The sequence below is a fragment of the Phenylobacterium sp. genome, assembly GCF_019636135.1.
In the GTDB taxonomy this organism is placed as follows: domain Bacteria; phylum Pseudomonadota; class Alphaproteobacteria; order Caulobacterales; family Caulobacteraceae; genus Phenylobacterium.
Genome location: NZ_JAHBYD010000036.1, coordinates 17,259 through 43,138, shown reverse-complemented (window position 1 = coordinate 43,138; position 25,880 = coordinate 17,259). Strand labels below are relative to the sequence as shown.

The window sequence follows — 25,880 nt, the reverse complement described above, 5'->3', positions numbered from 1 at the left end:
CGGCGCGCAGGCCGGTGAGCAGCATGCCCATGATCTTGTCGGCCATCCGGATCGGGTCCTGCGGCCTGTCCGGCGGCAGCCACTTGGGCAGCCAGCCGAATGCGCCGGCGATGATGTGGGTCACCAGCGGTGCGTCGAGCGGATTGGCCACGCCGTCGTCTATGCCGCTCTGCAGCCAGGCCGAGACCGTGCGATTCTCCTGCGCCGCGCGCCGCTGCATCGTCGCGCGCTGCTCCTCGGGCACCGCGCCGAACCCCGGCTGGGGCATCAGCGGCGACAGGCTGCCGACCTGGCCCTGGATGTTCAGGTGGGCGTTGATCAGCGCCGAGCGGAAGCCGTCGTCCCCGTGCGCCTTCGCGAGCGTCACGAACTGCTCGTAGATCTCGAACGAGCGCTCGTAGCAGCGGGTCACGAGGTCCGACTTGTCGTCGAAGTAGTGGTAGAGCACGCCCTTGGTGACGCCCATCGAGGCCGCGATCTCGTCGAGAGACGTCGCTTCGATGCCGTTCCGGTTGAACAGCCGCGAGGCCGCCGCAAGCACCTGCATCAGCTTCAGCGACGACGATTCCCGGCGGTCGAAGGCGTTGACCAGCGTCGGTGTCAGCCGCGAGGCGTCGATCCCGCAGTGGAAGGCGACGCTGCGGTCGCGCGCCAGGCCATGGGTCAGCAGATCGATCATGGTCTGCGCGGCCCGCGCGCGCCGCGTCTCGGTGTCGGCGCCACGCGACCAGTGGGGCAGGAGCTGCGTCCACGCCAGCATGCCGATGATCGCCTGCGCGGCCACCTGGGCGTCGCACGGCCGGACGCTGCCGTCGGCCATCCCCGCTTCGATGAAGCTCGTCAGGGCGGCGGTGTTGCGCGCGCTGGCGCCGCCGATCACCTCGGCGTGGGCCGCGTCCAGCGCGCCGATCTCGGTCAGCACCGCCGTGGGCGGCCGCGAAGGCGTCAGCGCCAGGCGGATGAAGGCCAGGGTGCGCTCGAAGCCGTTCGCCGCCTCGGCCGCCGCGGCCAGGTCGTCGGCCACCAGTTCGCAGGCGCGCATGTAGCACTGGAAGACCAGGTCGGCCCGGTCGCTCACGTAGTAGTAGACGGTCGCCCGGGTCAGCCCGACCGCCTCGGCCACCTCGGCGAGGCTGATCGCCGAGATGCCCCGCGCGTTGAACAGGGCCGTCGCGCCTTCCAGCAGGGCCTCGCGCTTCTGCCCGCGCTTGGACGGCCGCCCGCGGCCGCGCGGCGCCGGCGCGTCGTTCGCGGCCTCCGTCGCCGCCTTCGCCCGGGTGTTCTTCGCCGTCATCCTCATCCGTCCTGCGGCTGCAGGCGTTCGGCCACCAGTTGCGAGCGCCGCACCTTGCCGGCGTCGTCGCGCACCGGCTGGTCCACCAGCTCATAGGTCCGTGGCCGCTTGTACGCGCTGAGTCGCCGGCTGAGGAAATCCCGCAGATCGTCGATATCCAGCTCCGGCGCGGGTTGCACGATGGCGTGTACGGCCGAGCCCAGGTCCTCGTGCGGCAGGCCGATCACCGCGCAGGATCGCACCTGCGGGTGCTCCTCCAGCGCCGCTTCGATCTCGGCCGGATAGACGTTCGATCCGCCCACCAGGATCATGTCGGCGCGGCGGTCCGCGAGGTAGAGATAGCCGTCGGCGTCCATCCAGCCCATGTCGCCCAGCGATTGCCAGCCCCCCAGCCGCCGGGCTTCGGCGCCGACATAGCGGTATGTCTCAGGCGCGCCGTCGGACTGGCGCATGTAGACCTCGCCGACGACGCCCGCCGGCGCATCGGCGCCGTCCTCGCGCACGATCTTCACCGCCCCGGTGAAGACGCGGCCGACCGAGCCGCGATGCTCGAGCCACTCGGTCCCGTTGATCACCGTGCCGGCCAGGCCCTCGGTCGCGGCGTACAGCTCCCAGATCACCTCCGGTCCCAGCCACTCGATCCAGGCCGCCTTCAGCCACGGCGGGCAGGGCGCGGCCAGATGCCAGACCGTGCGCAGGGACGCCATGGCGTAGCGCGCCTTCACGTCGTCGGGCAGGCGCCAGATGCGGCCCATCATGGTCGGCACCAGGTAGAGCCAGGTCGCGTGGTGGGCGTCGACCGCCCGCAGCACCGCCTCGGCGTCGAACCGCGGCAGGATCACCAGGTGCGCGCCCGCCGTCATCGCCGCGATGGCCGTCGCGAACGGGCCGTTGTGGTAGAGCGGCCCCGGCATCACCGCGACGTCGTCGGCCGCCAGGCGCCAGCCCAGCGGCGACTGCGCCACCGCCCGCGACGTCGAGACGATCAGCTTCGGCCGACCGGTCGATCCGCCCGAACCGAGGGCCTTCCAGGCGCCGGCGACGCGGTCGGGCGGCGGACTGTCGTCGGCCTCGGCGGCCAGCAGCTCGTCGTAGGTCGCGCGGGGGCGCGCCGCGATCGCCACGCCGGGATCGGCGACGACGAACGCCGGGTCGGCCAGCGCGATCAGCGCCGCCAGCTCGGCCGCCGGCGCGCGGACGGACGCCGGCTGCGGCGTCGCGCCCGCCTTCCAGCACGCGAAGCAGGCCTCGAGGAACGCCGCGCCGTTGGGCAGCACGATGGTCACCAGGTCGTCGGGCTTCACGCCCCGGGCGATCAGCGCGCGGGCGACGCGGTTGGTCCGCGCCTCCAGCTCGCGCCAGCTCAGCGTGCGGCCGTCGGCGGTGATCGCGGGACCGTCCGGCGCCGTGGCCGCGTGCCCGCGCAGCAGCGCGGAGAGCGGAACGGGCTCGGGCGCTACAGACATGCGTAGATCGCGTCGCACAGCCCGGCGGCGCGCGGGTCGCCGACCGCCCGGTCGCCCATCTGGTTGACCACATAGCCGATGCCGACGCCGGTCTCGGTGTTGGCGCAGCCGAACGAGCCGCCCCAGCCCGAGTGGCCGAACGTCCCGGGATGCGGGCCGAACATGTCCAGCACGTTCCCGCAGACGCCGTTGCGCCACATGGCCGGCATGCCCAGCAGGATGTCGACCCTGTCGGTCTGCAGGGTGTCCATCGCCGCGACGCCCTGCGGCCGCATCAGGCGCACGCCGTCCAGCTCGCCGCCGTTGGCCACGGCGCCGTAGAGCCGCGCCAGGCCATCGCCCGTCGCGTGCCCGTTGCCGGCCGGGATCTCGGCCGCCCGCCAGCCACGGTGGTTCGGCAGGTCGGGATCCATGTCGGGGTTCGTGACCGCCGCCACGGCCTCGCGCGGCGCGTTGGGGTCGAACACGCGCGGGATCGGCGAGGGGATCATCGCCGCGACGCGTCCTTCCTCGCTCTCGGGCAGGCCGATGAGGACGTCGGCGCCCAGCGGCCCCGCCACATCCTCGGCGAGGAAGCGTCCGACCCGCTTGCCCGACGCGCGCCGCACCAGCTCGCCGGCCAGGAAGCCGTAGGTCATGGCGTGGTAGGAGTTCCTGGTCCCCGGCGTCCACATCGGCGCCTGGCGCGCGAGGCGGTCGGTGACGATCTCCCAGTCGTAGAATTCGGAAAGCGGCGTCGGCTCCTCGAAGCCGGGCAGGCCCGCCTGGTGCGACATGAGCTGGGAGACGGTCGTGCCGTCCTTGCCGTTCGCGCCGTACTCGGGCCAGTAGCGGGTGACCGGCGCGCCGTAGTCGATGAGGCCGCGGTCGACCAGCGTGGCGACCAGGATGGCGGTCACGCCCTTGGTCGTCGACCAGACGTTGGCCAGCGTGTCCCGGGTCCAGGGCCGCGTGCGCGCCTGGTCGGCCCACCCTCCCCAGAGGTCGACGACCCGCTCGCCATGCCGGTAGGCCGCCAGCGACGCGCCCATCTCGCGATAGTGGTCGTCCCGCTCGAAATTGGCCGCGAACGCGTCGCGCACCCGCTCGAATCCGGGCGCCACGAAGCCTTCCACCCTCACGCCGGCCGTCTGCGTCGTCATCCGCCAGATCCTCCCCGCCCGCGCAGGCCGCCTGCCGGTAGCCCGCAATTTATCGACGAATACGATTGTATCCATACTTCAGTGTCGAGAAACTTGACAACGAAAAAATCGACATGCAATTTGCCCAACATTCGTGACCGTCGAAGAAATAGGGCGGCGCTCATTCCCGAGGGGGGAGACATGGCGAGAGCGGTGGCCGAGGCGCGGACGCCTCGGGGTTACGGGCGCAGGTTCGGCGCGCTTCTGGCGGGCGTGTCCCTGCTGGCGATCTGGCCCACGATGGCTGCGGCGGCCGACGCGCAGGTCGAGGAACTGATCGTGACGGCGCAGAAGCGCGAAGAGGCGATCAACAGCGTGCCCATGTCGATCACCGCGCTCAGCGGCGACTCGCTGGCCGAGCGGGGGGTCGTCCAGACCGCCGACCTCGCCCGCGTGGTGCCCGGCTTCACCTACACGGAATCCCGCGTCGGCACGCCGATCTACACCCTGCGCGGCGTGGGCTTCGCCGACATCGCGCTGGGCGGCCGCCCGACGGTCAGCGTCTATCAGGACGAGGCCCCGATCCCGTTCACCATCGAGACCCGCGGCGGCGCCCTGGACCTGGCCCGCCTCGAGGTGCTGAAGGGGCCGCAGGGCACGCTCTATGGCCAGAACTCGACGGGCGGCGCGATCAACCTGGTCTCGGCCCGGCCCACCAGGACGTTCGCGGCCGGCGTCGACCTCGAGGCCGGCAACTTCGACGCCTTCCGCGTCGGCGGCTTCCTGAGCGGGCCGATCGGCGAGACGCTGACCGCCCGCCTCGCCTTCCAGCAGCAGCAGAACGGCGGCTGGCAGAAGAACTACCGCACCGGCGAGGACATGGCGGCGCTGAACCTGACCAGCGCGCGCCTGCTCCTGGACTGGACCCCGTCCGACCGCCTGCGCGTCGACCTGAACCTCAACGGCTTCATCGACCGCTCGGAGAGCCAGGCGCCGCAGCTCGTCTCGATCCACAACGCCGCCTCGCCGGCGGCGGCGCTGATCCCGGGCCTGATCGGCTATCCGCTGCCGCAGAACCCCGACAACCGCGACGCCGACTGGACGCCGGGCGACTACCATCGCGACAACAGCTTCATCCAGGCCAACGTCCGCGTGGACTACGACATCACCGACAAGCTGACGCTGACCTCGATGACCTCGTACAGCGCGTACGACCAGGACCAGTTGCAGGACGTCGACGGCCAGACCCTGAAGGGGCTGGAGCAGCGCACCTTCGGCAAGATCCACTCGTTCTACCAGGAGGTCCGCATCGCCGGGGACCTCTCGGACCGCGTCTATTTCGTGCTGGGCGCCAACTACGCCAGCGACCGGACGCGCGAGGAGAACTTCGACGACATCTCGGGCTCGACCCAGGCCTTCACCTTCGTCGCGCTCAACCCGCTGCGCTTCAACGCCTTCGAGATGCGCAACAACCAGGACATCAAGACCTACGCCGCCTTCGGCAACCTCGAGTTCAAGGTGACCGACGCGCTGAAGCTCTACGGCGGCGCCCGCTATACGCGCTCGGTCAACGACTTCCAGGGCTGCACCGGCGACATCGGCGACGGCCAGACGGCGGCGATCTTCACCACCTTCTCCAACTTCAAGCGCGCGCTGGGCGGCCTGCCGCCGATCCCGGCGATCGCGCGCGGCGGCTGCGTGACCGCCGACGCGCTGTCGGTCCCGCAGCTCATCGTCAGCGAACTGGACGAGGACAACGTCTCGTGGCGCGCCGGCTTCGACTGGAAGTTCGGCGACGGCTCGCTCGCCTACGCCAACATCAGCCGCGGCTACAAGGCGGGCGGCTATCCGACGCTCGGCGCGACCGCGACGGCCCAGTACGATCCGACCCTGCAGGAGAAGGTGACGTCCTACGAGGCCGGCCTGAAGGTGGCCCTGCCCGGCGCGCTCCAGCTCAACGGAGCGATCTACCACTACGACTACCGGGACAAGCAGGTGCTGGGCATCGTCCAGGACCCCTCGTTCGGCCGCCTCCTGCGCCTGATCAACGTGCCGAAGTCGAAGGTGGACGGCGCCGAGGCCCAGCTCGGCTGGGCGCCGGTCGCGGGGCTCAACGTCAACGCCAGTGTCGCCTACGTCGACTCGAAGATCCGCGGCAGCTTCATCTCGTCGAACCCCCTGGGCGTCGACCAGGACTTCGGCGGCGAGCCGTTCCCGAACACGCCGAAGTGGCAGTACCAGCTCGACGCCAGCTATCAGTGGGCGGTCAACGACCGCTTCGACGCGGTGGTCGGCGCCAGCGCCAGCCACCAGGGCGGCACCAACACCGAGCTCGGCCAGTTCGTCGAGTTGCGCAAGAAGGCCTACACCCTGGTCGACCTGCGCGCAGGGGTCGAAAGCCATGACGGCGACTGGCGGCTCATGGGCTGGATCCGCAACGTGGGCGACACCGCCTACTGGACCTCGGCCGCCCGCAGCATCGACGTCTACGATCGCTATATGGGCATGCCGCGCACCTACGGCCTGACCCTGACCTATCGCTACCAGTAGCCGGACCCTGTCGATGAGCCAGCCCGCGACGAAGACCGCCGAGGCCCCCGAGGTCGCCGCCGTCGACCAGGCGTTCCTGCGCCGCGTCGTCGAGCAGGCCGACATCAATGCGCTGCGGCTCGCGCTCTACCAGCAGACCCGCGACCCCGAGCTCGCGGCGATGCCGGTGGTGAAGCTGGTGCGCGAGGGGAGCCCCTTCGAGAGCTCCGTCGTCCCGTCCGAGCATCATCAGGCGGTGAAGGACAAGGCGGTGGCCTTCCTCCTCGCCGGCGCGCCCCGAGCGCCGGCGCCGAGCCGCGACGAGGCCGGGCGGATGATGGAGATGTTCGCGGGCGACACGCTCAGCCGGTCGCACCTGGACTACGGCTACGAGGACCTGGCGTTCGAGGGCTTCCCGCGCGCCGCCGAGTGGACGAACCGGCCGCCGGCCGAGGTGCTGGAGAAACTGCAGGTCATCATCATCGGCGCGGGCTTCAGCGGCCTCCTCGCGGCGATCCAGTTCGACCGGCTGGGAATCCCCTGGCGCATCGTCGAGCGCCAGTCGGGCATCGGCGGCACCTGGTGGCTCAACGACTACCCGGAAGCCCGGGTCGACGTGACGAGCTTCCTCTACCAGTTCAAGTTCGAGAAGGACTATCCCTGGAAGAGCCACTACGCGACCCAGGCCGAGCTGCAGGAGTACCTGGACCACATCGTCGACAAGTACGACCTGCGCAGCCGCATCTTCCTGAACACCAAGGTGACCGCGGCGCGCTGGCAGGACGGGTCGAAGACCTGGGCGCTGGACATCGAGACGGCGGACGGCGCCTCCGGGACGGTCGAGAGCAACTTCGTCGTCAGCGCCGCAGGCCTCTTCTCGACGCCGACGCTGCCCGACATCGAGGGCATCGGGACCTTCCAGAGCGCGATGTTCCACACCACGGCCTGGGACCACGGCTACGACTACGCCGGCAAGCGGGTGGCGGTCGTGGGCACCGGCTCGACCGGCAGCCAGCTCGCCCGCGCGGTGGCGGCGAAGGCGAAGTCGCTGACGATCTACCAGCGCTCGCCCAAGTGGCTGACGCGGGTCGGCAACTACCGGCACGCCGTCTCGCCCGAGCAGCGGTGGCTGATGGACAACATGCCGGACTACACGGCCTGGTTCTGCTTCGGCCTGCACGTGGCCGGCCTGCAGATGGACGCCTTCCACGACCTCGACCGCGACTGGCAGGCGAAGGGCGGCCGGATCAACGAGAAGAACGACAAGCTGCGCGCCAACCTCTCGGGCTTCATCCGCAGGAAGGTCGGAGCCGACGAGACCCTCCTGCGCGAGCTGACCCCGCCCTATGCCCCGCTGTCGCGTCGGCTGGTGGTCGACAACGACTGGTACGACACCGTCATGCGCGAGAACGTCGAACTGGTCCCGGGCCGGATCGAGCGCTTCGACGAGACCGGCATCGTCTCGGCGGACGGGACGCACCGGGCCTTCGACCTGGTGGTTCTGGCGGCCGGCTTCGACGTGTCGAAATACCTCTGGCCGGTGGACTATGTCGGCCGCGACGGCGCGCGGCTGGACGATCTCTGGGCCAAGGATGGGGCGCGGGCGCACCTGACGCTGTACCTGCCGGGCTTCCCGAACTTCATCATCATGTACGGGCCCAACGCCGGCATCCTGTCGGGCAGCTTCCACTCGTGGATCGAGCTCTACACCCGCTACTTCTGCCGGCTGATCACCGACACCATCGAAGCCGGCGCGCAGTCGTTCGAGGTCACGCGGGAGGCCTACGAGGCCTACAACGCCGCCCTCGACGCCAAGCTGAAGCAGAAGCTCTGGGAAGAGGAGGCGGCGGCCGGCGGCTACTACATCAACGCCCACGGCCGGCCCGGCGTCAGCATGCCGTGGTCGCTGGACGAGTTCTACGAGATGATCCGCGCGCCGGACCTCTCGGAATACCGCCTGCGATAGGCCGCGCCGTGGGTCTTCCGGTCACACCGCCGAACCTGTCGAGCGACCTCACCGGCCAGGTGGCGTTGGTCACCGGCGCCTCCTCGGGGCTGGGCCATCGCTTCGCCGAAGTGCTGGCCGCCTGCGGCGCCAGGGTCGCCGTCGCCGCACGCCGCACCGACCGCCTGCACGACCTCGCCGCCCGCATCCGCGAGGCCGGCGGCGAGGCCGAGCCCTTCGCCCTCGACGTCAGCGCCGTCGACGACATCGCCCCCGTCGTCGACGCCATCGAGGACCGGCTCGGCCGGGTGTCGATCCTGGTGAACAATGCCGGCGTCGTGGACGCCCAGCACGCGACCCGGCTTACGCGGGAAAAGACCGATCAGGTGTTCGACACCAACCTGCGCGGCCCGTTCGCCCTGTCCTGCGAGGTCGCGCGCCGGCTGATCGCCGCGGGCGCGCCGGGGCGCATCGTCAACATCGCCTCGATGACCGCCTTCGACTACTGGGGCGGCGGCGCGGCGCTCTACGCGCTCACCAAGGGCGCGGTCGTGCGGATGACCGAAGTGCTGGCCGTCGAGTGGTCGCGCTTCGACATCAACGTCAACGCCATCGCGCCGGGGGTCGTCGCCTCGGAGATGACCGACGGGATGCTGGCGCGGATGGGCCCCGACGCCCTGCCGCCGTTCCCGCGCGGCCGGATGGGCGCGCCCGAGGACCTGGACTCGACCCTGGTCTACCTGGTCTCGCCCGCGTCCAGCTTCGTCACCGGCACGGTCATCAAGGCCGACGACGGCCAGAACCACCGCTAGCAAGGGAAAGAGATCCGCATGGGCCGGCTTGTGCTGCGTCATGACGAGGGCGGCTGCGCGACGCTCACCCTGAACCGGCCGGAGAAGCTGAACGCGCTCACCGTGGACCTCTTCCGCGACCTTGCCGCCCATGTGGCCGACCTGGAGGACGCGGTGGGGCGGGTGAGCGTGGTGGTGCTGCGCGGCGCCGGGCGTTGCTTCTCCGCGGGCCACGACCTGGCCGACATCGCCGCGGGCGAGGCGCCGCCCTCGCCGCACTTCCAGGCCGAGACGATCCAGCGCCTGGCCGACCTGCCGCAGGTGGTCATCACCGCCGTTCACGGCCACTGCTACACGGGCGGCCTCGAACTGGCGCTGGCCGGCGACCTGATCCTGACCGCGGAGTCCGCGAAGTTCGCCGACACCCACGCCAGGTGGGCGCTGACGCCCGTCTGGGGGCTGAGCCAGCGGCTGCCGCGCCGGGTCGGCCTGATCAAGGCGCGCGAGATGATGTTCACCTGCCGCACCTACGCCGGCCGCGAGGCCGCCGCCTTCGGCCTGGCCAACGCCTGCGTGCCCGACGCCGGGTTCGACGCCGCGCTGGCCGCCCTGGTCGCCGAGGTGGGCGCGCAGTCCTGGTTCAGCCATCGCGCCAACAAGCGCCTGCTGCGCGAGACCGACGGCCTGCCGATCGGCGCGGGCCTCGCCCAGGAGAGCTACGCCACCGAAGGCGCCGGGCCCGACGCGCTCACCCGCATCGCCGCCTTCACCGGCCGCGCCCGGGGCTGAGCGACATGGAATTCGAAGACACGCCGCAGGAAGCCGCCTTCCGGGCCGAGGCGCGCGCCTGGATCGCCGCCAACGCGCCGGCCGAGGTGCTGGCCGCCGTCGAGGCGACCGGCGTCGGCACACTGGCCCTCGGCGTGGACTCCGTGCCCGCGCAGAAGGCCTGGCAGCGGACCAAGTACGAGGCCGGCTGGGCCTGCCTGCACTGGCCGCGCGCCTACGGCGGACGCGGCGCCACGCCGGTCGAACGGCTGATCTGGCTGCAGGAGGAGGACGCCTACGCCCGGCTCTCCAGCGTCTTCCACAACGGCCAGGGCATGTGCGGCCCGACGCTGATCGCCCACGCCGCCGAGGATCAGAAGCGCGAGCTGCTGCCGAAGATCGCGTCGGGCGAGGAGATCTGGTGCCAGCTCTTCTCGGAGCCGGGCGCCGGCTCGGACCTGGCCGGGGTGCGCACCCGCGCCGTGCGCGACGGCGACGGCTGGATCGTGCGCGGCCAGAAGCTGTGGACCAGCGGCGCCCAGGTCGCGCAGTGGGGCCTCCTGCTGGCGCGGACGGATGGGAGCGTCCCCAAGCACCAGGGCCTGACGATGTTCTTCCTCGACATGGCCTCGCCCGGCGTCGAGGTGCGGCCGGTCCGGCAGATGAACGACCAGTACGAGTTCAACGAGGTGTTCCTGTCGGACGTGCGCGTGCCCGACCGCCAGCGGCTGGGCCCGGTCGGCGGCGGCTGGGGCGTGGCGCTGACCACGCTGATGAACGAGCGGCTGTCCATCGGCCTGGAGATGCCCACGGGGCTCGACGACCTGATGGCCTTCTGCCGCGCCGTCGATCTCGGCGACGGTCCCGCGATCGACGATCCGTCGGTGCGCGAGCGGCTGGCCGACTGGGCGGTGCAGGAGGCCGGCCTCCGATTCTCCACGCTCAGGGCGGTCTCGGGCGCCGCGCGCGGTCAGCAGCCCGGGGCCGGGAGCTCGATGATCAAGCTGGTCGCCGGCGCGATGATGCAGGAGATCGCCGCCTTCGCGGTCGAGATCGGCGGTCCCGCGGGCCTGCTGACCGACCCCGCCGTCGCGCCCCACCTCGGCCGCTTCGCCGCGCTGCTGCTGCGCGCGCCGGGCACGCGCATCGAGGGCGGGACCGACGAGATCCTGCGCAACATCATCGCCGAGCGCGTCCTGGGCCTCCCCCCCGAACCCCGCAGCGACAAGACCGTCCCGTTTGACGAGATCCAGCGAGGATGACCGAGACCCTTCGGGTTTCGGCGCGGCAGCCTTCACTCGCTTCGCCCTCGCTCCGAGCGAGGCTCGCCGTGCCATAGCGGGCGAAGCCGGCGACGGCTGGTGGGCCCGGCAGGAGATTGTCCAAGCCGCCACCAGGGTCAACAAAAACAGCTACTTAGAGGCCGCCCGCACCGGCAAAGTGGTACAGCGAAGTGTCACAGTTGGGAAGCCCGTGATGTGGGTCCCAAACAAGGGCACGAACTGACACCGCGCCGAGCGTCCGGCCACCCCGTCGCTTGTTGCGCCATCACGCAAGATGCAGTCGCACAACGTAGCGGAGGGAGCCTTGGACGCCCGTGTGGGCCGGTGTGCCGCTAGGAGGGCCCCTGGTAGGGCTACGCCAACCCTGGCCTGTGCACCGCCATATGACGCGTTGTAGGCCAACTGATCCTAGTGGCGGGGAGCCCGCCGAACACCTCGGAGTTCCGCGAACGCTCGCCGGTAAGGTGCGCGCACCGTGTATGCCGCGCCGGTTCTCTCCAAGAGGCCCACGGCCACGAGGGCGAGCACATTGGGCCGAATGGGATCGTGCGCTTCGACCCTGAGAGAACCATTGCCTACCAACAGTGCGAGCATTGCATCAGCATCCGCTCCGCAAGCCTCGCTGATCTGCCGCACCATCGCCGCTGCGGTGAACCCTCCAGGCGGAAACACGGAGAGGCATTCCACGTGATCGAGCACGTGGTTCAGGGCTGAGCCCGCGTCCTCTTGGAGGACAGGCAGCCATCGAAGCAGATCGCGAACATCGTTGCTGGTATGCCTGCCAAGTGGGCGAGAGTTCTCTTGTAGATCGTGAATGATCTCGAACCGGACCCGCCGCGTGGTCTTTGCATAGACGCGCAAGCGAACCCCGGATCGCACCTGAACGCTTACCTGTCGCGAGTTGTGTGCAAGGGCGGTGGTCAGAAGGCCGACAGGATAAGCGAAGCGTCGCGCCTGCGGCTTCCGCGCCCACTCGAACAAGGGACGTTCGAGGTCACGAACGAGCGTCGTGGGATCGTCTGCCGCGAACTCCCAGTAGGTCTCAGCCTCGCGTAGGTTCAGATCGGCACGGTACAGCCCGACAACCCCACCCGCATCGTCGGCGGCCTGCTCTACCACACTCGACAGGCGCGCGAAGATGGCGGCCCAGTAGCATTCGAGGTGCAAGGGCCATGCCTCAGACCGACCGAATGACTGCGCCGCTGACGTCAGGAGTACGTTGTCGCTGTTGTCGAGGATGAACTCGGAAGGCGTGCTGTACGGCACCCTTCGGGCTGCGAGCGACGGCCTGAGGAGGGGCGGCCATTCGCTGAGCGCCCTGCCGACGAAGGGTCTCGAAAGCTGGTGCGTAACGAAACGCGTCGGGTTGATGGCGATGCTGGCCGTCACTGCGAGGTGCAGGCCGGGAAAATCGTCGTCTCCTCGGGATCGCCGTACCTGCACTTGCCCGGAGAGAAGCGGCGCACCCACCGGGCGTCCCCGGCCCCGTCCACCGGCCCGAATATGGAGCACGCGGCGATGATCCGGCGTGCGCCCGCCTCTCGGCCGGTTTAGAAAAGTACCCTCGCCCTCTATGAACGGCACGGCCGCTAGGGCGTCAGTGAAACGGTCGAGAGCCGTGGTGTGCACATACCATCGGCCAAGCTCGACAACGACCTTATCCTGCTTCCCTTCGGCCGATTGTACGCGCGACGAGGGTGAGTAGCTGGGGAGGAGGAAGGTCATTCAAATCGTATAGGTCATCCATGGAAGGGCGCGCGCCCCAATCGCTGAACCCCGGTTCATCTGAGGCGCGATGTGGACCACCGGCCAACGCGGAAGGAAGAATGGATCATCCCTAATATGGGCCTAAGTAGGGTTGGAAACCCCAGTCGTCGAACCGCGCTTCCGGTAGTCATCCATCGCGGCCTTCAGCGTCGGAAAGCCTGCGCCCGCGCTGATCCGCCGCCCGCCGCAGGCGTGCTCCAGGGTGACGTAGTTCGCCGCGTCGGGATTGACGAAGTACCATTGCGGCTCCTCGAACGTATCGCTCGCTGTGCGTCCGCCCTCTCCCGCGACGTTCACCTGTAGCGACCGGACCCGCTTCTGGGCGCAATCGACCTCGATCAGGTCGGATCGCCGTTCGACTGCCATGCGCTCGCCGCCCACGGTCATCGGCTTGGCCTTCGCGAGCACCTCGGCCATCCACATCCGCCTATACGGGCCGACCGTTTCGACCGTGGGGGTGAAATAGACCGCCCGCTCGTCGTTCGACCGCAACTCACGCCAGCGTGGTTCGACCACCGACGGCGGCGGCGCGGCGCGTGTGGAGGGCGGGGCGGCGTCGGGGCTATCGCAGCCCGCAACCAGCATGGTCGCCATCATCAGGATCGCGGCGAACCTCAAGGCTGACACTTCCAGATGTATTGGGCCTCCTCACGGCTCATCGTCGCCGAGCATGACCATGTGACGGTGATGACGCCGTAACCCTCAATGTCCTTCGAGAGATTGGCGAAGCCGCTAAGTTCTCGGTCGTCCTTCTTGACCAACCCGATTTCGTTGACGGTGAAGCCCTGCGCGGTGGCGTTCGCCGTGATCTCGGACTTCACGTTCGCGATGTCCGCATCCGAGAATGACGGCTTCTGGCATCCGGCCGCCAGGAGGGCGCAGAACGCGGCCCCAATCATTCTGCTTCGCACCAAATTGGCTCTCCCAACAATCTCGACCCAGGTTCTCGGGCCACAAAATCAAATCCGTACTTTCACTACGTCTACAGGTGTTTCGTTTTTATTGTGGATCGGTGTGCGGGAAGGCCCAGCCAGGGGACTTTCGGCGCATGTCACTCAAGGCGCGCATCGGGTTGCACCTTCGGGCCATCCGCAACGCGCGGGGGGTCACGCAGGAACAGTTGGCCGGCATGACGGATCGTTCCGTCGATGCGATCTCCGCCATCGAACGCGGCGTCATGGCTCCGAGCATTGAGACCCTGGAAAGGTTCGCCGAGGCGTTCAGCTTGCCGGTGACGGCGTTCTTCGTGGGCGCGACCCACAAGCCCGACGGGCGAGACGCGATCATCGCCACCATCGTCGCCAACGCCTACGATCTCAGCGACCGCGACCTGGAGGTCGCCGCTGCGCAGATCACCGCCCTGGCCCGCTCGAAGTGAACAGCGACGGTTGGTGGCCGATCTCCGGCACGACCACGCCGAGGCTGCGCTCGAACCAGTCCGCCACCAGACGCCGGTGGCACTGGTCATCACGATCTAGGCGCTCCCAGCACAGCAACACGGGCTCATGCGGCGCTACGAGGTCGTAGAGTTCCTCCCAGACCCTGGCCGGGTCCAACCGGGAAAGCTGCTCGGCGTAGAGTTCGCAGTATCGGTCCCAATCGACAGACTTGAACCAGTCCCCTGGGGCCAAAGCCCGGTAGACCTTGAAGCCCGGCGGCGTGTTCTTCGGTGTCCAGCGGGCAATGGAGACGCGGCCGACCCCGGTGTGGGTGAAGAAAGACGCCGTCAGCATTGAGCGGCTTCGGATGCTTTTTTCATCCGCATTTTTAAGCCGTTAGATGCTTGCGGTCACGATTTATCGGCCCCTAGCCGCTCGCCATACACTAGGGTCTCTGACCAGTGACCTTGCGCGTCAAGCGATTGAAGCGGCGCCAACTTCTGATCGCGCATCGTACGGTCAAAATGGCTCGCCGAGCCTGCTTAGCAGGGCTCAGTCCACCTGCACCACGAGGGCGCTGTGATCGGTCAGGCGATGCCCTTCCGGCGTGGTTCCTTCCCATGCGGCGATGACCCTCGCGCGCTCTGCCAACGTCACGGGCAACAGGATGTGGTCGATGGCGGGATACCTCAGGAGGCCGGGCGGCACGCATTCATAGGCCGTCGTGCAGACCAGACCGGCGGCGTCCATCGCGCCCGTGAGCAGGGCACGGCCATGGCTCGTCCCGTAATAGTGCGGCCCGCCCAGGTTCATATTGAGATCGCCCGCGACACAGAGCGCCGCACCGGGAAGCTGCGCCTGGAGCCGCGCCCATTCGCGACCTTGCAGCGGCGTGACGCGATACTGCTCCTCCCAGGCTCTCGGCTTCTCCGCCGTTGGCGCGTCCCCGAAGTCCATCTGCCAAGGCAGGACGGTTCCAAAGACGAGCATGTCGCCCAAGCTGCTTTCGACCAGCGCGGCGACCGTGCGGTGATCATCCTCGACGGCGACATGATGACGAACGGGCAATCGGGTCCAGATGGTCACCCATCGCCCACCGGCCTGCCCGCCACGCCGAGGCGCAGAGTGAATGGCGGCATATCCCGGCAGCGCCAGCCGGTCGTTCGTCTCTGTCAGCACCCATATGTCGGCGTTGGCCTGGTTCATGAGCCGCAGACGCTCGGCGTCATGACGCTGCGGGCGCGCGTGGTCCAGGTTCCAAGTGCCGATCCGCATTGAACCGGGGTTCAAGTGAGGCAAGACGGCGAGCGGCTAAGCGCAACGGTCGGTGTAGACTGCGCGCTCTTGGGGGGTGAGCGGCTTCAAGGTCGCGTCAAGCGAAAGGTTGAAACCCTCCCAGGGCGAGCTTGGTCCGCGCGGTGGGGCGATCCAGAGCAGCGCGGCGCGCTTTCCGCCGCCGCCCAGCCTGTACCAAGTGGGCGCGGCCATGGCCCGGCTGATCGGGCATCGCGCGGGCGTCACCGTGAGGCCGGACGCCCTCAGCGCCGCGACCACGGCCTCCTCGCCCAAGGCCCGGCCTTCGTTCTTGAAGTAGTGATTGAAGATCATCGACCGCCCGCCCGCCGCCATCACCTTCAGCGACTGGCCGCCGACCGACAGGACGCCATTGCGCCGGAAATAGTGGCCATCGGCCAGGGGCTTATCGAGCATATCAGGCGGGAGCGCCGCCCAGGTCACGTTGGGCGCGCGCTCGATGTGCCGCCAATCGTAGTAACTCCCTTCGGGGGCTGTAGCGGGCTGCATCAATGCGCCGATAGCCGCTGCGAAACCGGCGGCGGGCGTGCGCGCCATCACCGTTGCAGCCGGGCTCTGCGCCTGGGGTGTTACCCCGCTTCCCGCCGGGGGCGCGCTACGGCAAAGACGGAAAGTCGAGGTTTGAACGATGCTCGACAGGGGGCCATCCAGAGGCGGAGGGCGCTCATTGCCCGACCCCGCGCGCTCCGCCGTCAGCGCGCCGCGTCGTTCCCCCGCATTGAAGGTCAAGACAACGGGCCGGTTGTCGTCGCCCCAGCGATCCTTGCCGCCGTGCTTGACCAGCGCCCAGGTCTGGATGCCGTCGTAGGTCGCGCCGCCAATCCACGTGTAGCTGACCATGATCGACAGGGGGCCGCGCTTCCCGGCGGGGGTGTCGAGGTGCACGCCTGCGCTGCCTACGTCGATCCTGGGCAGCTTCGCGCAATCCCCCGCCGGGGCGTAGCTGCCGTAGACTTCGGGAGGGAGCCCCGGCTCCGCCGCCGCCGTAGACGCGACGGAGATCGCGAACAAAGTCGCCGCCAACCTGCCGAACATGACTTCACCCCTGTGGCGGGCCGGTGGGATGGCTATCACCCCGAAGCCCTTCAGACCGTCTCGGTGCGGGCGACGCTCCGTGCGCCCGACCGCACAATAACCAACGGCCCAGAGCATTGAACCCCGCCCGCCGTCATGCAGCCTCGCTACGGGCCGCGCAGAGCGGGCGATGCTGCTCCTGAGCCGCCGCGATGATGTTCGGCGCGACCTTACGACCATCGTGGCCGCGATCATCCCCATACGCGCGCAGCAGTATCCGACGAACCTGCGTCGCCGACCATATCCCACGGTCGCGCGGGGTACGTATGCCCAGACGGCCAAGCTCCGCCGCCACCTGACGAAGCGACATCCCCTTGTCGCAGAGATCGCGGGCAAGGGGTGCGACATCTGCGGCGCGCCGGTTGGCCGAGGCTGTCCGGCTTACGGCGCTCGCGGGGTTTCCGAGGTGCCGAACAGCAGCAAAGCGCGCCGGGTCGCCGCCCAGCTTGACGCCTCGCGCCTTCGCCGCCGCCAGCGCGTCGCGGGTCCGCTGGCTGATCATGGCGGCTTCGTGTTCGGCGACGGCGGCCAGGATATGGACAGTCAGCCGGTTCGCCTGCGGGAAATCGACGGCCACGAACTCGACGCCGCTTTCCATGAGACCGGACACGAATGCGACGTTGCGCGCCAAACGGTCGAGCTTTGCGATGATCAGCGTCGCGCCGTGGAGGCGACACAGCCTGAGCGCCTCAGCGAGTTTCGGCCGGTCGGCACGCTTGCCGCTCTCGACCTCGGTCACCTCCTCGATGAGCGCCGCGCCCCGGTGACCGAGGTAGACCCTCACCGCTTCCCGCTGCGCTTCGAGACCTAAACCAGACCGACCCTGCCGATCAGTGCTCACCCTGTAGTAGGCGACAAAACCCGAGGTCATTCAGCCGTGACATTTGTGGAATGGAAGGTAGTTGGAAATGTAAACCTCAAAAATCTCGCTCGCACGTGCAATCTATGCTTCGCTCTCAAAAGTTGTCGAGAAGAACTCCCACACCGATGCATCGCACATGCTCTCTAACTACGTTCGTTCTGATGGCCACCTTCATGGACCGCCCCATCCCTCCGAAAAGGTGTACATAACTCCGAGCGGGGCCGAACTGCACCGGACATTGGCGTTAGGTTAGGGCGAAAGGTCCCTCATCCCGCGAAGCCAAAGCGTAATCATTGAGCATGTGCCCCAACGCACCCGGATCAGTAACGAGCATGTATCGCCAAACGCCGTGTTGGTCGGTGCGATTCACAGCATCCACCCAACGCTGCGCAGCTTTCGCTTTGGCGTCCGCGTTGTCCGTGACCTGTCCTTTGATCTCGACGATGACGTTCAAGTCCTTATTGGTCACAACGATGAAGTCAGGGATGTAGCGGGCCGAAACACCACGATTGCGGTAAGGAATGAAGAAACCGAGCCGATCATTCTTCACCCAGCGCCGAACGCCTGGATGAGCGTCTAGCAGGAAAGCAGCGCTCTGTTCCCATTTCTGGGTGTCCGCGACCATCGCGTTGAGATGGCACCGCGTAACCGGATAGATCGGCTTGGTGCTGTGGAAGTCCACATGGAGGGTGCTACCGCGTCCCGCCGCACCCTGCGGAATGACTGCGATCTCAGCGTTCGATGTCGCAGCGCCCTTCTTGATGGCCTCCAAAAGCGAGCCAACAGCAGCCTGCATATAGTCGCCCACCAGCAGCACGTCGCAGGACTGACTCCCCCCCTTGCGGTCAAGCTTCTCAGCAAGGAAGCGCTTGGCCGCGAAAGCGACCTTGGGGAACAACACCTGCATCGGAACGGCTGCCGCACCATTGTCGGCGGCCCAACGCGTGCAAATTTCCTTTGCTAGCCGGAAGGCGACCTGCTGCTCGCGGAACATCGCGCGCCAGTCCTTCAACGAAAGCACTGGCTTTTCGCCGGGACCGTAAGCAGCAAGCGATCCGTCCGGCGTGGTCAGTGGGGTTAGCTCCACAATTTGCGGTATCCGCATAGGGTCGATGGTGACTTTCGACACCTGTTCCCAGTCTACGAAAACGTCGAACTGCCCGGACTGGTGATACCCGGTGACTATCGGGAAGGTGATCTCGAACTCCACCTTCTCCGGCACGGAATAAATGTGGTTCGGGTCGGGCTGCGGGGGCGTCGGGCCGGGAGGCGAGACCTTGAACGGGATTAGCTCGAACGGCACGCCGAAGACCTTGGCGGTCTCCTCGGCGAACATCTGAGTTTCCTCGTTCAGAGCGTAGCTCTTGCGCCGGAGCGCGCGGCCCACGACCTGCTCGCATAAAAGCTGGGAACCAAACGGGCGCAGTCCGACGATATGCGTGACGGTGTTGGCGTCCCAGCCTTCCGCCAGCATGGCGACAGACACGATACAGCGCACGTCACGCCCCGGCGGAATCCGCTCGTCGATCCATTTGAGCGAGCCGTCATTGTCCTCGCTCGCCGCTTTGTCGTTGTGTTTGCGGACAAGCTCCGCCCATTCGTCCGGCACCCTACCGCCCGGCCATTGGGCCTTGCCGATGGTGTCCAGAATGAATCGTAAGCGGCGGGTCTCCTCCTTCGTACCGCCCTCTTCGATGTCCTCGATCACCTTGGAGTCGATGCGCACCGTCACTTCTTGGCCGGGCGTATTGCGGAACCATGCCGGGGCGGCACCGTAGCTGTCGTTGCCGTTGGCGAGCCATGTATGCACCTCTCGCGCGACGGCGGTATCCCGGCAAACGACGATGAATACCGGCGGCACTGGATGCTTGTGCTGATCTTTGGCGAACTGCTCCCATTCGACAAAACGCTGGTGCCATTCGGCCGCCAAAAGATTGATGGGCGCGCTGGCATAATTCATCACGATCTGGGGTGTGACGTTCGCGCCGAAGCCGTCTTCCTTGGCTTTGGCCTGCACCCACCGCCAGATGTTGAAATAGGCCGCTTCCGCAGCGCCGGTAACGTCGCGCGACGGCAGTTGCGGTATTTTCACAAGGCCGGACTCGATGGCGTCCAACAAGCCGAAGTCCGACACAATCCAAGGGAAGGGCTGCCCAACCTCGTTGCCGGAGCCTTGGATGTAGAAGGGCGTCGCTGAAAGATCGAGGCAAAGGTTGATGCCGCGTCGGCGGCTTCCGCCCGCGAGCTTATTGATGCGGTCGAGACCTTCGATCCAGATCGTCGCCTCGCGCGCGTTCTTCTTAGCAAGGTCTTGGTCGTCGTCGAGCGTCTGTTCGTCACCCTCCGCCGCGTCGCCGCGCCGATAGGCGTGGTGTGCCTCGTCGTTGAAAATCAGCCAGTGCGGGCTGCGGCCTTTGCCGCTGCCAAGCTCGCGGCGGATGCGTTTGAACCACGCAGCGTCGGACTCGAAATATTTGGTCTCGACCGTCTCGTTGGCCTTGCCCGCGTTCTTGACCACCTCGACCGGCTCGCCCGCCTTCACGACCTTGGCGGAATCGCCGTTGACGGTGTTCGTCTCCTTCTTCGCGAGGCGATGCCAGTTGGCGATCATCACCTCGCCGCGACGTAGCTCCTCCATGCGATGCGGCGGCACAAGCTGGCGGGTGCGATAGAGGCTAAGGTCGCCCAGGACCGGGTCTAGCTCCTGGAGGCGCTCCCGGATGGTGACATTGGGGCAGACGATCAGGACGGTATCGGAAAAGCGTTCGTCGCGCGGAGCGGCGACACGGTTCAGAATAGACCACCCCGCCAGCATCCCCATGACGGTGGTTTTGCCGGAGCCGGTCGCCATCTTGCAGGCGTAGCGAATGAAGGCCCGCACCCCGGCGGCCTTGGCTTCCAAGCCGGGCTCATCTCTCGGGATTTCGGGGATGCCTTTCCGGTAGATGTCGGTGGCTTCAACCAAAAAGATGATGGTCTCGGCGGCCTCGATCTGTGCGAAGAACAGACGCTGCATCCGCGCGTCGCTGCGCCAGAGATCGAGCAACTCCTTCGTCACCGGCGACGCGCCGTCATAGGCGAGACCGCCCGAACGCGCGCCTTCGCGCCACTCTTTCACGCGCTCTCGAACGAGGTTGACGATTTCAAGCTCGACTTCCTCGCCGCGCTCGCTCTCGAACATGTCGGGCTGGGCGCGACTGCGACGGCCTCGACCCGCATGTTCAGGCACACGGTAGAAATAGCTCGCACGCCGCCGCCCATCGGCCTTTACGGGCGGCGTGCCGCGCTCGATTTGCCAATGGCATTGCGGCTCGACGAAGGGCGAATTGATGATCGGCGATTCGACTTCCGCGACGGTGATCGGCGGCTCCTGCCGTTGCGGCGCGGGCATCAGCCTTCATCCCCCGCCGTCTTGACCACCATCAGTTCATTGCCGCGTTCATCGATAGCCTTCACGGCGACGCGGCGCTTATCGCCCAAGGCGAACGGCTCGCTGGCCGTCCCGGCCAAATGCTCCCAAACGCTGTCGGCGAACTGGCCTTTCAGGGACTTTTGCAGATTGTCCCATGCGCTCGTCTTCGGGAAGAACACTTGGGAGGCGAAGAAGGCCATGCCGTTATAGTTTGTGTCGAGCATCCAACACGGCAGGTTTTCCGCCTTCACCTCGTCGGTCTCCATCGTGTCCGGCCGGAAGATGTCGAGCCCCTTGATGACGACGCGATGCAGCCGCGTGCCGCCCCTTTCCTTGCCGACGGGTTCAAGCTGCACGTCCGGCAAACCGGTAATCGAGAAAATCTCGCTCGATTTACTCGTCTTCAGCAGGTCGGACATCACCACGTCGGGCGTAACGGAGACGTAGGTGGCGGGCAATTTGAGCTTCGCCAGCATCTCCCGCGCCTTGGCGTCGATGGCGAAGCCGAACAGGAAAAGCTGCTGATAGCCCTGCTGCAACGCCTCGGTGTGGGCGTTGAACACATACTCAGAGCCGATAGCGCCATCCTCGGGGCCGAAGACAATGGCGATCCGCTTGTCCGCGCCATTGCGCACCACACCCTCAGCATGAAGGTATTCACGGTCGGCCAGCGGGCTGACGGTTTCGAGTTCGAGCGTGACGTTACCGGGCAGGCGGAGTGTCTTGCTCTGGCGCAGCACCTCGATCATGCGATCAAGGTAGGCGCGCGGGCTGCTGCTGGCCGCCGGTTGGGGAGTCGCCGCCAGGGCATCTTCCTCCATGTTCATTGCGGCCTGGATGGTGGCTTCGACCGTGAAGGGGCCACTGACGCGCACGATGCCGTTAGCAACCTCGGGACGATCCACAATCGTCACCATGTCAGGTTCTTCGTTGTTGGCGATTGAGCCGAGCGTCAAATGCGGCACAAGGCCGCCTACGTCTTCGCCCTTTCGATTTTGCTTTCGCTCATAAACGAAGCCGCCCGCTGGCCCCTTGGCAGCCTCCTTGAGCTTATACCAAGGAAAGGTGCTGGTCAGGAGCCGTTGCCGTGCGAGAGCAATAGGCACACGCGATGTATCGACGGTTATCCAGCGTCGGCCCCATTGCTCGGCGACTACCGCCGTGGTGCCGGAACCACAAGTAATGTCCAGAACCAAATCGCCGGGACTTGTAGTCATATGGATACAGCGTTCGACCACCTTTGTCGCTGTCTGCACGGCATATGTTTTTCCTGACGCCCCCTGCGTATCAACCCACTGGTTCGTAAGTTCCGCAACCGGGTAGTCGTCGAAATAAAACACGTAAGCGGGAACCTTGCCGGGCACCATAATCCGACCAGCATTTATCAGCCGCTCCATCCCAGTCGGACTAGTTTTCCAACTGTTGCTAGCCTTGGGCGGAGAATACTTTTTCCCATCCAATTCAAACTCGAAATGACACGATTGAGTATAGCCAGATGCCGTAAGGTCTATAAGCCTAAACGGCCGCGCGCCTTCCGGTATTATTGAGGAATCATCTTTTTCTTCGCGCGTCATCGAACGCACACTACCATCCGGCAGCTTTAGCTGCGTGAACTGCGTATCTCCACCAAACTTTCGATCAATATACAGTCGATTGAAATTCAGTTTTGACTTATCGCGCGCATACCACACGAGATAGTCCGCTGTTTTTGCTAGATGGATCGCGTTCAATGGGATTTTCGTGCGGAATGAAATAATTGCCACGAAATTTTCAGCGCCAAAAACCTCGTCCATCAACTCGCGCATATGGTGCAGATTGTCATCGGAGATCTGGACGAAGATCGACCCCGACGTTGTGAGTATTTGCTTCGCCAGCGTCAGTCGGTCCCGCAAATAGGTCAGGTAGGAGTGAAGCCCCAACTCCCACGTATCCCGATAGGCTTTCACCATTTCGGGCTCACGGATCATTTCATCGTCGTTGCCATGCTTGACGGTGTTCTTGCGCACGAAGGGTTGGAAGTTCGACCCGTACTTGATTCCATAGGGCGGATCGAAGAACACCATTTCCACCTGACCACCCATGCCCTCGTATTCAAGCAAGGAATTCATCACCTGCAACGAGTCCCCGAGAATAAGGCGGTTGGTCCACGGCCCCTTATGCTCATAGGCATCCAGCTTGTCGGCGACGTCCAAGTCGATGTCGCCGAACAGGTCGAGATTGGCTCCGGTCGCCTTGTGGGATTGCAGGGTTTCAAGGATGGCCTGGGTGGAATGGCGTTCGTGAACGAACAGCGGGAGCGTCGGCACCGTAATCTGCTGTCGCTCAGCCTTGCCCGCCCAATTCAGGAAAGGCTTGGTCAGGCTGCGGAGCCGCGCCGCGCATTGCGACAGGGATGTGAAGCGTTCCTCCGTCCCCTGCCACACCTGCGGCTGAGCAAACACGGTGGCCTCGCCCTTGTCGGCGGCGTCGGCGATCAGCGCCAGCAACCATTCCGCAAAGGCGCGCTCGGCGTTTTCGTCCCACGCCAATTCGGGCGCGAGGCTGGAATCGAAGCGGTAGGTTCTCGGAGGCTTCTTATTCGAGAACTGCGCCTCAACCCCAACGTCGGGGCGCTGCACCGCATCTTGATTGTGCTTGTAAATGGATGCGCTCGAAGAGCCGTCCTGCGCCATATCAGAATCACCTAGCCCGCCCCTAATCCAGGTCGCAATTCGTAGCGCGACGGCAGCGCACATGCCACCCAGCGTAGTTCGGGAGGCGTCTGGGCTGACCTAGCTGTGAAGCGACCTGCCGATGGCCGGTCGGCGCGCACAAGGCGATGAACCGGGGTTCACCGGAAGGGAACAGACCGAAGCGGCTTCGCTCATTAGAAGGCAGACATCCGCCGCGCTAAAACTCCATGAGGTCGAAATCACCGTATTCGATCTTCTGCACGGCCTTCTCCAGCACGGGCACGGCGGATCGGTCTCCGTAGTTGGTGGCCTGATTGATCCCAGCCCAGCCGCCCAACGCCAACGCCGTCTCTTCTGGTATCTCCGCGCGCCTGCACGCATCCCGAAAGCCATGACGGAAGCTGTGGAACACCAGTGCGCGTCCGCTAAAGCCGACACCTTTCTTGAAGCGCCCGAACCATTTGGAGAAGCCATGCGAATAGCTCCCCTTCGATCCGGCTCGTAGTTCGGAGAACAGACGAGTCTCTCCCTTCTGCTTTTCTACGAACTCCAGAAATCCGGCATCGAGCAGTGTCTTATGAAGGGGCACCATGCGCTCGCTGGCGGCGGTCTTCAAACGCTTGTCGGCCGCCCTCTCTCCGCCTGCATCGAACTCGCTCAGATTGAGACAAGCGACACCATTGACCTCGATCACGTCAGCCGCGCGCAACTGACAGATTTCTCCCGCCCTGGCTCCTGTGAAGGCGGCAAGCGCGGGCACCCAGAACTTTGCGGGGGAGGTCGTCTTGAACACGCTCAGTGCCGTGAACAACTTTCGCAGTTCGTCCGGCTCGAACCCTCGCCGCTTCACCTGGGCGCTTCGACGATCAATCAACCCTTCCGCCAGCGCAACCCTGACGCCCCAATCTCCCCGTTCCGCCCACCGCAGAATGGCGGTCAGGTTTTGCATGTAGCTCCCGACCGTGTTCGGGGCGAGCGAGGCAAGGTTGTGGACACGGGCGTATTCCACGGCATCCCGCAGCGAAAGGTCCCTTAACGCCTTCTTCTTCATCTTGTTGGACGGAAAGGTCTTCAAGAAAGTCAGAACCTCGACGCAATGCTGCCGCTTGATCGAGCGCACGGGCAGGTCGCGGCCGATTACTTCCTCCATCACGTCGAAGAGGAGGTCGTATTTGCGAGCGGTGCTCTCTACGCCGTAGAGGGCTTCGCGCTCGGCACGGAACACGGCGATCAGGTCGCTCACCCGATGGCCCTCGCCGGGCTGAGCTTGACCCGGCAACGGCGTGCCGTTCGGGTGGAAGAGTGGATCGTGATGAGCGTTCTGCTTGCCGGTCAGATGATCTTGGGCAAGTGCGTTCTCACTTCGCAGCGCCCGCGCGACCAGTTCGCGAAGGTAGGCATACTGGGCGCTGTCGCGATTGACGTTCGGAAAACGCACCTGCGTTCGGCTGCCACCAACCCGTCGTGGCCGAGCGGCCATACCTGCTCGCACCAGAAGCTGGTCTGCGGCGTGCTGTGCAGGCTCGCCATGACCGGGATTGAAGGCGTCGAAATCGCCAGCGTCCTCATCCAGCAACTGCAACGCATCTTCGGTGGCAATACGGTCGGTCGGGTCTGGCAGCCGACCCAATGTCGCCGCCTTCCGTTCATCCCACCAATCGCGAACCAGCCCCTCGATCTCGCTCCGGTTTAGGAGTTCAAGCCTCCCAAGGGCGAGCGCGCCAGCGACCTTTCCGCGCTTGTGAAGTTCCGCTCGTGTCTGGGCGAACCCGCGCTCGATTTTCGCCAACGCCTCTGGATAGCGCCTGACAGCTTCGCGCCCATCCTCGGTGTCGAGGGTCTTTCGCACCTGTTCGCCAGGGTAGCGGGCCAGATCAACCGGGACCTTCTTCCGCACCCACCACACATTCCCGCGTCGGAAAATCGGGAGTTTCGTCAACTCGTCATCGTCCATTGTGGCACAGTAAGGTGTCACAGGCCGCTCCGAGAAGCTGTTTAAGACCAGATATTTGAGGGAAATCAGACCCTCAAAGATGCGCTGGTGGGCCCGGCAGGACTCGAACCTGCAACCAGACCGTTATGAGCGGCCGGCTCTGACCATTGAGCTACAGGCCCGTAGCTGCGCGAGAGCCCGCGGGCGTTACCATGGGCTGCACGGCGCTTAAAGCTTGCGTTCAGGTCGGCTTTGCGAAGGCTTGGGGCG

19 protein-coding genes and 1 tRNA gene are annotated in these 25,880 nt (G+C 66.2%); 6 read left to right on the top strand and 14 right to left on the bottom strand.

What is annotated here, in order from left to right; all coding sequences use genetic code 11:
- The 3 genes from KF737_RS20020 to KF737_RS20010 all read right to left on the bottom strand — a co-directional run.
- A partial coding sequence (locus tag KF737_RS20020; RefSeq protein ID WP_296459361.1) for a TetR/AcrR family transcriptional regulator occupies nucleotides 1-1,294 on the bottom strand: 1,294 nt, incomplete at its 3' end.
- A 2-nt stretch (nucleotides 1,295-1,296) separates the two neighbouring features.
- Nucleotides 1,297-2,760 (bottom strand): AMP-binding protein, encoded by a 1,464-nt coding sequence (locus tag KF737_RS20015; RefSeq protein ID WP_296459358.1) that lies wholly within the window; start codon nucleotides 2,758-2,760, stop codon nucleotides 1,297-1,299.
- Nucleotides 2,751-3,902, bottom strand: a complete 1,152-nt coding sequence (locus tag KF737_RS20010; RefSeq protein WP_296459355.1) for a serine hydrolase domain-containing protein — start codon at nucleotides 3,900-3,902, stop codon at nucleotides 2,751-2,753. Before KF737_RS20010 ends, KF737_RS20015 begins: the two co-directional genes overlap by 10 nt.
- Nucleotides 3,903-4,082: 180 nt before the next feature.
- Here KF737_RS20010 and KF737_RS20005 point away from each other — a divergent pair, with 180 nt between their 5' ends.
- The 5 genes from KF737_RS20005 to KF737_RS19985 are packed head-to-tail and all read left to right on the top strand — an operon-like array spanning nucleotide 4,083 to nucleotide 11,176.
- Complete coding sequence (locus tag KF737_RS20005) at nucleotides 4,083-6,431, top strand: TonB-dependent receptor (RefSeq protein ID WP_296459353.1); 2,349 nt, start codon at nucleotides 4,083-4,085, stop codon at nucleotides 6,429-6,431.
- A 13-nt stretch (nucleotides 6,432-6,444) separates the two neighbouring features.
- Nucleotides 6,445-8,376, top strand: coding sequence for an NAD(P)/FAD-dependent oxidoreductase (locus KF737_RS20000; protein ID WP_296459350.1), 1,932 nt, complete (start codon nucleotides 6,445-6,447; stop codon nucleotides 8,374-8,376).
- Nucleotides 8,377-8,384: 8 nt separating this feature from the next.
- Nucleotides 8,385-9,167, top strand: a complete 783-nt coding sequence (locus KF737_RS19995; RefSeq protein WP_296459347.1) for an SDR family NAD(P)-dependent oxidoreductase — start codon at nucleotides 8,385-8,387, stop codon at nucleotides 9,165-9,167.
- 18 nt (nucleotides 9,168-9,185) lie between these two features.
- On the top strand, nucleotides 9,186-9,935 hold the full coding sequence (locus KF737_RS19990; protein WP_296459342.1) for an enoyl-CoA hydratase/isomerase family protein: 750 nt from the start codon (nucleotides 9,186-9,188) through the stop codon (nucleotides 9,933-9,935).
- Between the two features lie 5 nt (nucleotides 9,936-9,940).
- Nucleotides 9,941-11,176 (top strand): acyl-CoA dehydrogenase family protein, encoded by a 1,236-nt coding sequence (locus tag KF737_RS19985; RefSeq protein ID WP_296459339.1) that lies wholly within the window; start codon nucleotides 9,941-9,943, stop codon nucleotides 11,174-11,176.
- Between the two features lie 429 nt (nucleotides 11,177-11,605).
- Here the strand turns inward: KF737_RS19985 and KF737_RS19980 are convergent, their stop codons facing one another.
- The 3 genes from KF737_RS19980 to KF737_RS19970 all read right to left on the bottom strand — a co-directional run bounded on the left by KF737_RS19980 (nucleotide 11,606) and on the right by KF737_RS19970 (nucleotide 13,785).
- On the bottom strand, nucleotides 11,606-12,922 hold the full coding sequence (locus KF737_RS19980) for a hypothetical protein (RefSeq protein WP_296459336.1): 1,317 nt from the start codon (nucleotides 12,920-12,922) through the stop codon (nucleotides 11,606-11,608).
- A gap of 123 nt (nucleotides 12,923-13,045) precedes the next feature.
- On the bottom strand, nucleotides 13,046-13,582 hold the full coding sequence (locus KF737_RS19975) for a surface-adhesin E family protein (RefSeq protein WP_296459334.1): 537 nt from the start codon (nucleotides 13,580-13,582) through the stop codon (nucleotides 13,046-13,048).
- A complete protein-coding gene (locus KF737_RS19970) occupies nucleotides 13,579-13,785 on the bottom strand; it encodes a hypothetical protein (protein WP_296459331.1) in 207 nt (68 codons plus the stop codon). Before KF737_RS19970 ends, KF737_RS19975 begins: the two co-directional genes overlap by 4 nt.
- A 23-nt stretch (nucleotides 13,786-13,808) precedes the next feature.
- On the opposite strand from KF737_RS19970, the gene KF737_RS22510 reads away from it, so the two are divergent.
- Nucleotides 13,809-14,342: a helix-turn-helix domain-containing protein gene (locus KF737_RS22510; protein WP_367273253.1), complete on the top strand. Its 534-nt coding sequence runs from the start codon at nucleotides 13,809-13,811 to the stop codon at nucleotides 14,340-14,342.
- On the opposite strand, the gene KF737_RS19960 is transcribed toward KF737_RS22510, so the two are convergent.
- The 8 genes from KF737_RS19960 to KF737_RS19925 all read right to left on the bottom strand — a co-directional run bounded on the left by KF737_RS19960 (nucleotide 14,317) and on the right by KF737_RS19925 (nucleotide 25,792).
- Nucleotides 14,317-14,697, bottom strand: coding sequence for a DUF488 family protein (locus KF737_RS19960; protein WP_296459325.1), 381 nt, complete (start codon nucleotides 14,695-14,697; stop codon nucleotides 14,317-14,319). The genes KF737_RS22510 and KF737_RS19960 overlap by 26 nt on opposite strands.
- A 198-nt stretch (nucleotides 14,698-14,895) precedes the next feature.
- Nucleotides 14,896-15,618 (bottom strand): endonuclease/exonuclease/phosphatase family protein, encoded by a 723-nt coding sequence (locus KF737_RS19955; protein WP_296459320.1) that lies wholly within the window; start codon nucleotides 15,616-15,618, stop codon nucleotides 14,896-14,898.
- A gap of 36 nt (nucleotides 15,619-15,654) precedes the next feature.
- Nucleotides 15,655-16,692: a hypothetical protein gene (locus tag KF737_RS19950; protein WP_296459318.1), complete on the bottom strand. Its 1,038-nt coding sequence runs from the start codon at nucleotides 16,690-16,692 to the stop codon at nucleotides 15,655-15,657.
- Between the two features lie 133 nt (nucleotides 16,693-16,825).
- The gene (locus tag KF737_RS19945) at nucleotides 16,826-17,602 is read right to left on the bottom strand and encodes a recombinase family protein (protein ID WP_296459315.1); all 777 of its coding nucleotides are present in this window, start codon (nucleotides 17,600-17,602) and stop codon (nucleotides 16,826-16,828) included.
- Between the two features lie 235 nt (nucleotides 17,603-17,837).
- On the bottom strand, nucleotides 17,838-20,984 hold the full coding sequence (locus tag KF737_RS19940) for a BPTD_3080 family restriction endonuclease (protein ID WP_296459312.1): 3,147 nt from the start codon (nucleotides 20,982-20,984) through the stop codon (nucleotides 17,838-17,840).
- Nucleotides 20,984-23,677: a site-specific DNA-methyltransferase gene (locus KF737_RS19935; RefSeq protein WP_296459310.1), complete on the bottom strand. Its 2,694-nt coding sequence runs from the start codon at nucleotides 23,675-23,677 to the stop codon at nucleotides 20,984-20,986. The genes KF737_RS19940 and KF737_RS19935 overlap by 1 nt, the downstream gene beginning before the upstream one ends.
- Before the next feature lie 217 nt (nucleotides 23,678-23,894).
- Nucleotides 23,895-25,631, bottom strand: a complete 1,737-nt coding sequence (locus KF737_RS19930; protein WP_296459308.1) for a site-specific integrase — start codon at nucleotides 25,629-25,631, stop codon at nucleotides 23,895-23,897.
- Between the two features lie 85 nt (nucleotides 25,632-25,716).
- A tRNA-Ile gene (locus KF737_RS19925) sits at nucleotides 25,717-25,792 on the bottom strand.
- Between the last annotated feature and the right edge of the window lie 88 nt (nucleotides 25,793-25,880).